The 12,311-nt window shown below is 66.1% G+C and carries 11 protein-coding genes; 5 read left to right on the top strand and 6 right to left on the bottom strand.

All coding sequences use genetic code 11. From position 1 onward, the window contains the following. Positions 1-30: 30 nt before the first annotated feature. The 3 genes from ABZX75_RS11370 to ABZX75_RS11360 all read right to left on the bottom strand — a co-directional run bounded on the left by ABZX75_RS11370 (position 31) and on the right by ABZX75_RS11360 (position 844). Positions 31-303, bottom strand: coding sequence for a hypothetical protein (locus ABZX75_RS11370; protein WP_355409929.1), 273 nt, complete (start codon positions 301-303; stop codon positions 31-33). Continuing rightward, positions 300-569, bottom strand: coding sequence for a DUF6284 family protein (locus ABZX75_RS11365; protein WP_355409928.1), 270 nt, complete (start codon positions 567-569; stop codon positions 300-302). The genes ABZX75_RS11370 and ABZX75_RS11365 overlap by 4 nt, the downstream gene beginning before the upstream one ends. Positions 570-664: 95 nt before the next feature. After that, complete coding sequence (locus tag ABZX75_RS11360; RefSeq protein WP_355409927.1) at positions 665-844, bottom strand: hypothetical protein; 180 nt, start codon at positions 842-844, stop codon at positions 665-667. A gap of 811 nt (positions 845-1,655) precedes the next feature. Here ABZX75_RS11360 and ABZX75_RS11355 point away from each other — a divergent pair. The 3 genes from ABZX75_RS11355 to ABZX75_RS11345 all read left to right on the top strand — a co-directional run bounded on the left by ABZX75_RS11355 (position 1,656) and on the right by ABZX75_RS11345 (position 3,977). Then, on the top strand, positions 1,656-2,021 hold the full coding sequence (locus tag ABZX75_RS11355) for a winged helix-turn-helix domain-containing protein (protein WP_355409926.1): 366 nt from the start codon (positions 1,656-1,658) through the stop codon (positions 2,019-2,021). A gap of 233 nt (positions 2,022-2,254) precedes the next feature. Next, positions 2,255-3,478, top strand: a complete 1,224-nt coding sequence (locus ABZX75_RS11350; RefSeq protein ID WP_355409925.1) for a helix-turn-helix transcriptional regulator — start codon at positions 2,255-2,257, stop codon at positions 3,476-3,478. A gap of 19 nt (positions 3,479-3,497) precedes the next feature. Then, positions 3,498-3,977, top strand: a complete 480-nt coding sequence (locus ABZX75_RS11345) for an NUDIX hydrolase (RefSeq protein WP_355409924.1) — start codon at positions 3,498-3,500, stop codon at positions 3,975-3,977. Positions 3,978-4,075: 98 nt separating this feature from the next. Here ABZX75_RS11345 and ABZX75_RS11340 read toward each other — a convergent pair whose 3' ends face one another. Continuing rightward, positions 4,076-5,050, bottom strand: a complete 975-nt coding sequence (locus ABZX75_RS11340; protein ID WP_355409923.1) for a hypothetical protein — start codon at positions 5,048-5,050, stop codon at positions 4,076-4,078. A 1,178-nt stretch (positions 5,051-6,228) separates the two neighbouring features. Here ABZX75_RS11340 and ABZX75_RS11335 point away from each other — a divergent pair. Beyond that, entirely contained in the window at positions 6,229-7,437 is a 1,209-nt protein-coding gene (locus tag ABZX75_RS11335) for a restriction endonuclease (RefSeq protein WP_355409922.1), read from the top strand. Between the two features lie 319 nt (positions 7,438-7,756). After that, the gene (locus ABZX75_RS11330) at positions 7,757-8,557 is read left to right on the top strand and encodes an HNH endonuclease (protein WP_355409921.1); all 801 of its coding nucleotides are present in this window, start codon (positions 7,757-7,759) and stop codon (positions 8,555-8,557) included. A 216-nt stretch (positions 8,558-8,773) separates the two neighbouring features. Here the strand turns inward: ABZX75_RS11330 and ABZX75_RS11325 are convergent, their stop codons facing one another. Together ABZX75_RS11325 and ABZX75_RS11320 are read right to left on the bottom strand one after the other, a co-directional pair. Next, positions 8,774-9,841 (bottom strand): hypothetical protein, encoded by a 1,068-nt coding sequence (locus ABZX75_RS11325; protein ID WP_355409920.1) that lies wholly within the window; start codon positions 9,839-9,841, stop codon positions 8,774-8,776. 517 nt (positions 9,842-10,358) lie between these two features. After that, positions 10,359-12,257, bottom strand: a complete 1,899-nt coding sequence (locus ABZX75_RS11320; protein ID WP_355409919.1) for a DNA/RNA helicase domain-containing protein — start codon at positions 12,255-12,257, stop codon at positions 10,359-10,361. Positions 12,258-12,311: the final 54 nt, after the last annotated feature.

Genomic DNA, 12,311 nt, shown 5'->3' with positions numbered 1-12,311 from the left:
ACTTCTGGGCTCCCGTCAGCGGGCGGCCGGTCACCGGTCTCCCCCGTCCTTATCGAACTCATACGGGGTGTAGGTGACGGGTTCCTCGGCAGTCCGGGTGCGGATCGCGGCCGCGGCGAGCCGCGGGTCCCGGCTGACGGTCCGGTTCGCCTGGAGGGTGATCCGTACGGCGAGGGCCCGGCGTTCCAGCAGCCCGTAGTACAGCCGCTCATCCGCCTGCAGGATCGAGGGCAGCGGCAGGTTCAGCGCTTCCACGATCGCGTCCAGCAGGGCGGCGTGGGCCGCTTCGGTGCGCTCGTTCATGCCGCGTCCCCCGAGACCTGCGTACCGGCGGCGCGGTTGGCCGCGTCCCGGCGGGCGGTCAGCACACGGTTGTGGGCCCGGCGGATCCGGCGGCCGTCGAACTCCGACGCCGGCCGGTCCAGCAGGACGATCAGCGCGTCCAGCAACTCGACCTCGGCCAAGACCACGTCCATCTCGGCCTCGATCGCGTCCAGCTCCGCATCCGACGGCTCCAGACCGTCGGACCACGGCGTAACAACGTCCTGAAGTGCAGCGATGTGCTTCATGAGTCGTGTTCTCCCTAGCAGGTGGACGGCTCGAAGCGGCCCCGGTGTTCCAGCACCGGGGCCGCACGTCGTTGGGTGTGGAGGGTCAGGCAGGGCTACTTCGGAGTGACCGTGATGCTTCCGGTCGCCTCGTATCCCCTGGAGCGAAGGCTCTTCTCGACCGTCTTCCTAGCGGCCTCCGCCGAGGGTGCGCTCAACGTGCCGCGCACGCTCGTGGTCACCCCGGGGGTCAGGGTGTCGGCGACCTCTTTGACGGTGAAGCTGAACTCCTGCATCAAGCTCTCCCTTGGGTCACGGTTCCGGGCTGTTCGGCTCCCCTCAACCCCGCTCGGGCGACACCCCGAATGGGCGCCGGCCGGGCAGAGGAGGCAACCGGCCGCCGCACCATCAGTGCGGCGGAGGGTCGAACGACGCGAAGGGCGCTCCTGCCCGCACCGGTCCAGTGCGGGCAGGGCCCAGGGTCTTAAGCGGATCACTGCTGCCTCCGTGAAGGATGCGGGTGAGGGAAGGCTTCGCCACCGCCGTTGCTGCAGCGGGGGTCCCGAGCCTTGATCGGTGCGTCATCGTCACTGCTCTGACGCCAGCAGGCGGCCTGCGCGAATCGGTGCAGGGTGGCGTGCCGCCGACGACATCTCCCGGTCGTCACGGGGGCGGTCTCACTCTTGCCGCCACGTGCGTTGGGGCCACGCTGTACCTCCCCACACCCAAGTTCGGGTGGCGCCTGCCAAGCGCATAGGGGGAGCCGGTGTCCATCACGGCGGTTTGCCCCCGGACCCTCGCCCTAGGCACCTACCGCGACCGCCGACTCGCGTCAGCCCCGCACGATCACTCTTCAGTTCTCAAGATGAAGCCGGTGGCTCTTCCGACGAGCGCGGTAACCCCGAAGGGATCCCGTAAGAACGGGACACGCCGGACGCCAAGAGGTACTGCAGCATGTGGAGTTGGCCCTTTCGGGGCTCCTGGTTGTTCGGTGATGCGTGTTGGCTGGGCCAACGAGACCGTTCTAGCACAACTAGTACAACCGATACAAGAGGTTGTGTCAGTTGTGCCGGTTGAGCTGGCGGGAATCCGGCTACCATCGATGACATGACGCCGACTTCTGATGCCGCCCGCCGCGTGAACGAGAAGATCGCGGATGACCTGCAACGGGACATCGAGGTGGGCAAGTACGAGCCCGGAACGAAGCTGCCGGCGGTCCGAACGATCGCCGAGCGCTACGGCGTAGCCGCAGGTACGGCAACCAAGGCACTGCAGCTACTCGCCCAGCGGGGGGTTGTCCGCCCAGACTCGACGCGTGGCTACTTTGTTCGCGCCCAGCCGGAGGGGCAGGCGGTGGACGAGCCCAGCGCAGAGTTCACCGCGATCATGCGGGAGATCGAAGCGATTCGAACTCACCTGTCAGGTCTCGACGAGCGGCTCCAGCAGGTCGAGCGGACGCGGAAGTCGGACTGACCGTTCCAGCAACTCGCTCCACCCTCTGGGTCAGATCGTGCACATCGCCGGACAGCTGGTGAAGAGCCGCCTTGATCTGGCTTCGCTGACGAACACTCAGGGCCATTACGCTGCATCCCCGTTCACACTCAGGACGTTCGGCATCGGACGTTCACGACGCTATGGCGCCCACGCAGCAGGACCCCGGAAAATCCTTCCGGGGTCTCTTCGCGAACCGAGGTGAGGCTGAAGACATGCGAGGAATGACGCAGCACCTGACGACCGGCGAACGCGTTGCTTGGTACCGCCACCGCCGAGGCCTGTCCCAAGAAGTCCTTGCCGGCCTGGTCGGCCGTACCGCCGACTGGCTCGGTAAAGCCGAAAACAACCGCATCGAACTCGACCGCCTGTCCGTGATCCGAGCGCTCGCCCACGCCCTCGACGTGTCCATCGGTGACCTCATCGGGGAGCCGATGCTGATGGAGTGGTCGAAGGAGTCGGGCCGCGGCACGGTCCCCGCGCTGCGTGAAGCGCTGATGGACTACCGGCTCCTCACCCCGCTCATCGGCGCCCAGGCCGACGGCCAGCCGCCCACGCTCGGAGCGCTCCGATCCGACGTGGGGGAGGTTTGGGATGCCTACCAGGGATCCCGCTACGGATTCGCGGCGCGGCAGATCCCACTGCTTCTCGCCGATGCGCTGCTCGCGGTCCGGGCCTACTCGGGAACTGAGCGGGAGGAAGCGAACGGCCTGCTGGCCCTGACCTACCAGGGCGCCGCCATGGTGCTCGGGAAGCTGGGAGAGAACGAACTCGCCTGGATCGCGGCGGACCGTGGCCTTGCCGCTGCGCAGCAGAGCGGCGACAACGTGATCACGGCATCGTTGTTCCGGTCCGTCACGCACTGCCTGCTGTCCACAGGGCGCTTCGAGACAGCCGTCCAGCTCGTGAACGATGCAGCGGGGTATCTGGAGCCGGGCCTAGGCGACGCCACTCCGGCCTACCTGTCCGTGTACGGCACGCTCTTCCTCACCGGGTCCATGGCAGCGGCAAGGGCTGAGGACCGGGCCACTGCCCAGACCTTCCTGCGGGCGGCCGAGTCGATGGCCACTCGGCTGGGCGCGGACGCGAACCACATGTGGACCGCCTTTGGCCCGACCAACGTCGCCATCCACCGCGTGGCGACGGCCGGCGAACTCGGCGACATGCAGGTAGCCGCGGAACTGGGCCCGACCGTGGACACGAGCGGCCTGCCGGTGGAGCGGCGGGTTCGGCACAACCTGGAAGTGGCCCGCGCCCTCAGCGCCTGGAACCGTACGGACGACGCGCTCGCCATGGTGCTGGAAGCCGAGCAGATCGCCCCCGAGCAGGTCCGCCACCACTACATGAGCCGCGAACTCGTCCTGGGGTGGGTTCGTGGGACTCGGGGGAGGCCTACCCAGCCGGTCGCCGATCTGGCCGACAGGCTGCACGTCGTGTGACCTGGGTAGGCTCGGCCCCGTGAGCCAGAACGAGCACGAAGCAAAGATGGCGCACCCGAGGATGGCCTCGGGTGCGCTTTTCTTCGATGACCGCGACCGGGTCCTTCTCCTTGAGACGACGTACAAGGACTACCGGGACATCCCAGGTGGCTACGTCGAGACCGGCGAGTCACCGCTCCAGGCGTGCGCACGGGAGGTGCGAGAAGAGCTGGGCATCGCGCCGGCCATCGGCCGCCTGCTCGCCGTGGACTGGGCCCCGAGCCCTGCGGAGGGCGACAAGGTGCTCTACATCTTCGACGGCGGCACCCTGAGCGCGGAGCTCGAGGATGCGATCACTCTGGAGACCGCCGAGATCAAGGCGTACGCCTACCACTCCATCGCCGAGGTGGACGAGCTGACGATCCCCCGTCTGGCGCGACGCATCAGGGCTGCGGCAGTAGCCCGCGCTGAGGGACGGGTCAGCTACCTGGAGCACGGCCTGGAGGTCACTCCGAGCTAACAGGGCCTGACCCTCGGTCTTTCCTCGGGCGAGTGACTAGGCCGAATCTGGCACGGCCTAGTCACCCTGGCCGCAAGGAACGTCTCGACACGCAAGAACTACAGATTACTCAACCCGAGGATCGCGAAAATACGCCGTTCGCGCCCCCCGGCTGACGTTACTCGCGTCACTTCTACCTCAGCCTCCACCCTGTTGCCGAAGTACTGCGCAAGGCGGGGGGTCAGCGATTCATCAGTGCTTGCCTGGATGACCTGCCCGTTGTCCGTCCTAATCTCAACAGTCCCTCGGAGGGCGCTTGCGCTTCCGAGCCAGCCGACAAGACGAATGATTTCAGCGTTGTCGAACTCGCTGTGCTCGCAGAGATAGCGCACCCGTTCGGCTCCGGCTGGACTCCACTGGCTGTGCCTCGGCTCCTGATTCGGTGCGTGCCAGGCGACCCGTAGCCCCAGCCTCGCCTCAGTGAGTCCCGTAGTCAGCGCTCCGAGATGCTTCATCGCGCGTTGCCCGAGAGGAACAAGCTTCTCCGCCAACAGCTCGTTGGCTTGGCCTGCACCCTCAGAGAGATCCACAACGTCAAGGACAGCGTCCAACGCGTTGTCGAGAATGGGGCGCGTCTCACCAGCAGGCTCGGGGAAGAGCCCGTCAGCCCCATCACCTTGCGGACCGTAGACAGCAATGCCGAAGGACGATGGGAACACAGCTGACGCACTGAGCGCGGTCGCCTCGCGGATGCTCCGCGGGATCGACGCGCTACTGGTCGGCCGTCCCGTCAGGGCTTGCGCAACCGCAGAGACCGACTCCTGAAAATTAGCAAGGAAGGGTCCCAGGACCGACACACGCACCGTGTGCTCGCTGGTGGCCTCGCCAGTGAGGGCCAAGTCGAGGCGGGACCGCAGCGCCGCCCCCTCTTCAGGTACGTCGACAGACCGAAGGAGCCGGCGGCGCTGAACAGCAGCGAACTCCTCCGGCGTGGTCGGGACGGGGGTTCCCGTACCGGTCCGCCTGTTCTCCCGCATCCACCGGCGCACAGCTTCCTTGTCAGCCGGGTCGGGGAATGGGGCGGGGGCCGTCATAGCAGCACCTCCACGTATCCTCGGCGCAGCTCTCCCAGACGCCCCGCTGGATCCGAAGACGCTCGAGTTCGCTGCCAAACTTCATCGTAGAGCCCGATGTCCCTAAATGACTCGCTAGTAGCGCTTGAGAAGAGGCTTGGCATCATCTGCCAAAAGGGCATCGCTTCTGGCAATCGGACGACATATGCGTCTATTCGCATGGAATGCTCGGTGCACCAGGGCTGATCCGTCAGCTCACCGAGGGAGACGAGTGACTCCTGGTCGAGGCGGTCGTACACCTCCGACCTCAGCAAGTAGGTGACATCAACATCGCTCGGCTCTTGCTTGCCACTGATGAAGCTTCCCCCCACCCACAAGCGGGTGATCTCTCCCGTCCAAGCCTCGATGGCCGCGCGGTGCCGCTCCCACTCAGACCAGAGCTCCCGGCGCCTGGGTGAATCAAGGGCTTCCACGAACTCGGCATACAGCTCTTCAAGGCTCGCCGCGTATCGTCCCGGAGGCAGAAGGCCCGTGTCTGGGTCCAGCGCTGGCAGGTGACTCATCGGACGATCCCCCCTCGTACCTCGCCCGGCAGAATTGATCGTAGCGGCGCCACGCCGTTCCCCGGGAGAGCAATGCTAAAGAGAACCAACCCCGATCAGCCGCCAGAACGATGACGTGCTACCCACCGCTGCGACTGTCTCCGGACGGTGGGTAGTGGGTCCCACGCGGCCGACGACCTTGGGCAGCAAGCTCACGATCTGGTGAACCGCTTAAGTGCCAGCATCCCCGACCCCGCCACTACAACCTTGCGCATGAGGCTGCGCTGACTGGGTAGGCAGCCGCCCTCAGCGACCTAGGGAAGGGTAGGTCGGGCGATCAGGTCCAAGCACACCTCAGTCTTCTGGACTGATCAGCCTTCTCGCCCTGTCGGCGAACGGGACAGCTCCCCGCCGCCTGGGAGAAGATTGGGAGAAAATCGAGTGGCCCAGGACTCCTACGAGCCACCCAAACTAACGCTACCCAGCTCCTGACCTGCACGTATGCGATGGGCGGCAGGGCGAAGACTCGCTCTGGCCTCATCCCGAACGGAGACCTTCGGCTGCACCACGCTGTCTACAGCGGGAGCTCTGACAGTCCAGTTCGAACGGCCGGGCGGGCAGCGAGGGTTGTCAGAGGCGCCTGGTAGATCTTGGAGCATGACCCTTCCTGTCGCTCCTGCGCCTCACGTTGCGTTCTCCGACCTGGAGACTTCCGACCTGCAAGTCGATGCGCTCTACGCTGGCGGGACGAGCGGCAACACCAGCGACGACCCGATGTCCAAGCTGATAAAGGGAGTCGGCAATCAGGGGGGCTTCCGGTACGCCGGCTCACCTGCCAAGGGGACGGTGAAGCTGGCCGTTCTCTACACGAGCGGCGGAGAAGTGGACTGGCCCGATCACCTGGACGTGGAGACCGGAACGTTCACCTACTACGGTGACAACCGAAAGCCAGGCCAGAGTCTCCACGGCACGCCACGGGCGGGAAACGTCTTGCTGCGCGATGTCTTCGCGGCTTCCCACGGCACCGCATCAGACCGGGCTCAGGTACCTCCCTTCTTCTTGTTCGAGAAGGCCGGGCCGACAGGCCGCTCCGTCCTCTTCCGCGGACTCCTCGCCCCAGGCGGCCCGACCCTGACCTCAGACGATGAGCTGGCAGCCATCTGGCGGGCAACGGCGGGACTGCGATTCCAGAACTACCGCTCGCACTTCACCGTGCTCGATCACGACCTGGTTCCCCGGGCCTGGATCCAGCACCTGCTGGCTGGCGGCGATCCTCTCGGCGGCGGGTGCCCAGATGTGTGGCGTACGTGGGTCGAGGGCCGTGTCTACCGCCCCCTGATGGCGCCAGTCACGACTGTGATCCGGTCGCGGGCGGACCAGCTTCCGGAGGATGCGGCGGGCACGGCGATGCTGGAGGAAATCCGGGAGTATTTCCGCGGCCGGGAGCACGACTTCGAAGCCTGCGCCGTGGCCGTCTGGCGACTGATCGCGCGGAACACCGGGCCGGTGGACCTGACCCGGCCGAGCCGGGACGGCGGCCGTGACGCCGTAGGCACCTACGGGCTCGGGCCCGCGGCGAGCCGCATCGCGATCGACTTCGCCCTGGAAGCAAAGTGCTACGGAGCTGCCAGCTCCGTCGGCGTCCGAGAAGTCTCACGCCTGATCTCCAGGATCCGGCACCGGAACTTCGGCGTACTCGTGACGACGTCCTACTTTCACAAGCAGGTACAGGAAGAAATTCACGAGGACGGTCACCCCATCGTTCTCGTCTCCGGCGGGGACATCATCGACGCTCTGCGCCATGACGGCCGGACCACCGTCGGCGCTGTCCGGCAGTGGCTGGAGGAGAGCTTCCCCAAGCCGTAGAGCCCGGGGCTTGCGAAGGGAATCAGGGGTGACTATCCCGGGAGCCAGGGTCTCGCTTGCGGGTTCAGTTGAGCCTAAATCTGCGATCGTGCGCCAGTGTCCGCACGCGTACGGGGGTCGCGCTGAGCAGCAGTGGAAGGCGTGCGCCTGCGGACTGCGATCGGACATTTCGTGATGCACGATCCTGGCTGCGGCCCCAACGCGGCCTCTACAGTGAGGGGCTGGCTGCAGCAGAGCTTCCCTGAAGCGCAGCCAGGCCAGAGGCCGACCGTAATTCCAGCCCCTGTGCAAGATCGTTCACTTCCAAGATAATCAGCATATGCATGCGGAGATCAGCGAGAACGACGAGTCCCGAGCGCCAGACGGCACGCTGTGGTGGGATCTCATCATCCAGCCCGGCATGAAGGCGCAGGCCTTCGGCCAGGAGAAGCGCCTCGCGGCCTGGTTGTGGTTCAACAAGAGCGTGGGCGACACGTTCACGATGCGTGAACTACGCGATGCTCTCGGGTCAGATATCGCCAAGAACGCCGAGCACTTGAACCGTCGCCTGCGCGAACTGCGCAAGTGCGACTGGAGCATTCCGTCCCAGCGCACCGACGGCACACTGGCGCAGGATGAGTACCGGCTTAAGGCCAAGGGCGGCCGGATCTGGATTGACGGCGAGAGGGCAAAGTACAAGAAGTTCGCCCCCAGCGCTCGCACCCGGCGGCTGGTCATGGACCAGGACGGATCGAGGTGCAGGATCTGCGGGCTGGGCGCCGACGACACGTACTACGAGGATGGTGAGCAGGTCCGCCTCACCATCGGTCATCTCGTTCCGCAGGAGCGGCTCAAGTCCAGAGGGGCCAGGGATGACCTGAACAACTGGCGCATCGAGTGCTCCCGCTGCAACGAGACGGTGCGTGATGAGATTCCCGACCCGGAGCAGCTGGACGAAGTCCTGGCAGGACTGAAGCGGCTCACCGCCAAGGAAGCAGGTGAACTGCTCGACTGGATGCGTAAGGGAGAGCGTCCCCGGTCAAGGGTCGACCAGGCGTACGACCGCGCGCGCCGACTGGCCGGACCGGACCGTGCACGAGTGATCGGGCATCTGGCCGAGCGCACCGGCGAGGCGGGCTGACCGAACCGCGGTCCCGCCTGTTGTTGGTAGCTCTACAGGGCTGGGAGAATTCTGGGAGAAAATCTTCTCCCACCCGCCTTCAGTGCCCTGCCAGGACCAACTGGAACCGCGTCTCTGACCAGCGCAGACGGCCTGGTCCGGAGCGTTCAGCCTTGATCGAACCTCATTCGGGACGAAGCGGTCCCCCCACCAAGGGGACCGCTGTCATCATAGGTCTCACGGGTGCCCCAGCATGTTGAGGTTGGCCGTAACCACTGCCAAGTGGTGCGAGGTTGCCCACGCCCGCCACTCCGTGCCACCGCCGGCTTTAGACCTCTGCCGCATGGCGCACTCATTTAGACGTGCATCGCCCCATGAAGTTCGCGCCCCTGTGGCAGGCCAGTACGCAGACGCAACCAAATCAGCGCTCAGGGTGAAGAAGTCATCATTGCCGGAGCGGACTCGCGGATAGACGAAGACCTGCCAAGCATCCGGTGTCGTGTAGCGCATGTTGGGATCAGGCGTCCCACGGGACTTCTTCGGCATCCGAGGGTGCGTCACCCCGAAGTCACCGAAGTCTGGCGACCTCCCGTGCCATCTGCTCAAGACTTGCCGCCAGAGCTGTTCATCGCGTCTAGCTATTGGTGTGGCCTGCCCCCTCGGGAACCCCGTCAGGTTGGCAGGGAACGCTCCGGCGGCAACACACTCACGCCGCCAGCGCCACGGAGAGAGTGCTACCAGCGCGGCCAGAGCGCGGTCAGCCAAGTGATCTCTTGCGACGCCGGAGTCCACCGGCCCGGCATCAATGAGCAGGTCGACCTCTTCCGGATCCAGCCGAAGCACCCTAAGTAGCCCCCGGATCTGTCCGTGGTCAGGAAGGCACTCCGGTATGTCGGCGGCAACGGACACACGTAAGCAGGCGCCGCTGTGGTGCAGTGCGATCGCGTGTGAGGCCTCAGCCAAAACGTCGCGTGAATCTGTGTATCGGACTACTGGACACATCGCGACGCCACGGAGCCCGAGAGACTCGCTGAGGCGGGCCACAGGGCCACCAGCATCACCCTTGAGGACTCGTATCGTTGGCAAGGCGCCGCTGTCGACCGTCAGGACGCCGCCTTTGGGCACTGCGTCCATCGCGCGGTCGCAGAAGGTCTCCAGAACGTCCCGCACGTCTGGGTCAGGGACCAGCTCCATGACGGGACGGACTGATGAACGCACCGTCGGCGCGGCGTGCTCAAGGGCCGAGAACTCCCCCGCCTTGCCCTTGAGTATCGGAACGTATGCCAACGGCTTCCCCCAGCGCACTCAGCACCAGCCAATGGATGTCTCGCTCACTCCAACCAGAGTGTGACGAGAACCCGCTATCTCAGATAGAGACATAAATCAGCCGCAAGGCTGATTCCCACCCAAGCGGGATGCCTCGGGGCGTGCACAGCTACCAAGGGCTGAGGCGGCACAACGTGTGAGGGGGCGCGCGAGAAGGACAGCACGCGAGGGGGGTGACTGGCGTTTGCGCAGGTAGACCGCACAATCGGACAGTTGCTGATCACGCCCTCCGGAGCCGTGTGCGGAGATTCGAATCCGGCCGGGGGCACTTCGCAGGGGAAGAGTCCCAAAGATCCCGCCATCGGCGAGTTCGCCGAGACAGAGCCTTCACGTATGCGCAGCCAACTACCGCCGTGCGCAACCGTATGGCAGCTTCCGCGGACTCGCGGCTCAGGCCGCGCCGGAACATCGAAGGTCAGTTGGCAACGCCAAGGGCCCCGGGAGAAGCGGAGCGGTGAATCAGCGACCCGTGGCCACCGGTCAAGCCAAGCCTCTTCTAACCACCTGCTTGGTTCCTGGCTCCGCCCGGCAGGAGGCTCTGGAGGTAGGCCTGTGTCTTGGGGTCTGTGGAGTACAAGCGGGTGCCCTTGGAACCTCGGCTTGCAAGTACTCGGTAGGCGTTCAGCGCGTAGGTGAGGTAGCGGTGGGCGGGGAGGACTTTGAGGGGCTTGTCCTGGCTGGCTCCCGGGTTGGCGATCCAGCGGTTGCCTCGGCGGACGATGTCGTGGCCCATGATGACGACGTTGTAGTCGTACTCCATGCCTTGGGCCGTGTAGATGCAGCCGACTTGCTGGTGTCCGCCGGTATCGGTGGCCCAGTAAGGGCGTCCGGGGACGTCCGGGACGTCCATGCTGGTCTCGTCAGCGCGTGCGTTCCACGGGCGGGTCCATGTGGCGGGACCGTCGGGCCCTGTCCAGGGGATGCTGACCTCGGGCAGGAGCGGCGGGGTGGGGGGTGAGTCCCAGGGCCAACAGAACCCAGCGGTGATGCGTGCGCTCCGGCCGGCAGCGATATGTCCCGTGACCCAGTCCTCGAAGTCCTGGGGATTCTGGGCGGCGTCGAGGTCGTAGTCGGTGCCGGTCCATGCGGGTGCGGGGCCGGCGGGCTGGAGGAGCTGGTTGACCCAGTCGAGGTAGGCGCGTGAGCCGTTGCACCGGAACTGGGTGGTGAGGTTGATGTGCCGGAACGTGTGGCCCCTGCTGTGTGCGTACTGGCTTAGCTCCTGAAGGGTGACGCCCTCGGAGGGGCGTACGGTCTGCTGCTCGTCCAGGAACAGGACGCTCACACCGGCGCGTTCGATTATCTGGCCCAGGACCGTGGGGAAGGCATCCCGGCGGTGGTCGGGATAGGTCCGTGCCCGGTGCGCTTCATCCAGGAGGACAACGCTGTTGGACTGCAGGCCTGCAGGAACCCGGTCGACAAGGGTGGTGATGAGGCCGCGCGACGCAATCCCCACGGTGCGCTGGAGCTGGCGGGTCAGGGTGCCGCTGGGTGTGGCCAGGCGGGGGTTGGCCTGAGGCTGCGCGCACAGGTCGCCAAGGAGGCGGCAGGCGATGACAGTCTTGCCCGTTCCAGGGCCGCCGGTCACGACGACGATGCCCGTACGGGACTGGCTGCGGGCCTCGGTGACGGTGTGGAGTACTTCCTGCCGGGCCAGGTCTTGGTCGCCGATTAGGGTGAGGGCGTCGTTGCCCTCGATCATGCCTCCTGCCCGTTTCAGGAGGCCGGCGGAGGGACGGTGGCGAGCCTGCAGAAACCCGCGTAGCTGGTCATTGTCTGGTGCGCGCAGGCCTGCGCAGCCGAGGCGGCTGGCGAGCGCGCCTGGCGTGGGGGTCGGGGTGAGATCTTCGCGGCCCAGGATCGGGAACTTCGAGGAAGGGCCTTGCCCCGTGAGGGAGCGCAGGGTTTCCACCAGCGCGCTTGGGGCGTCGTGGAGGACCGCGGTGCCCCGCACGTCGATGGGGCTGGTGTCCTGGGATACCCAATCCTGGAGGTAGGTGACGTATCCGCCGACCTGGCGGGCTGGGTTCTGAACGACCCGCTCTCCGGCCTTGACCATGCCCGGCCGGGCGGCCGTGGTCTGCACCCTTGTCCACTGCTTGAGTTCGATGACGACCGTGCAAAGCCTGCCGCCCGGTGCCTGGCCGAGCAGGAGGGCGTCGACTCGTTCTCCGGTGGCGGGCAGCAGGTACTCCAGCAGGACGTGCAGCTCGCCCATGCCGGCCGTAAGGAGAACGTCCACCAGGCGGGGCCAGCTCCGCCGCCAGCTCGCAACCTCCTGCTCGGCGGGGGCTGCTCCGAGCAGGGTTGTGAACCGGCGCTCGGTCGTCTGGATGAACGACGGGTCCGCTAACTCCGCGGCCAGTGTCTGGACGGTGCCCTGATACACATGCATGGCCAGAGCTATACCAGGTGGCACTGCCGCCGGGTCCTGGGCCCTGTCTGCTGT

Source organism: Streptomyces sp. NPDC003038 (assembly GCF_040611115.1).
Taxonomy (GTDB): Bacteria; Actinomycetota; Actinomycetes; order Streptomycetales; family Streptomycetaceae; genus Streptomyces.
The sequence above is the reverse complement of the archived record's forward strand: the minus strand, read 5'-3'. Positions and strand labels throughout refer to the sequence as shown.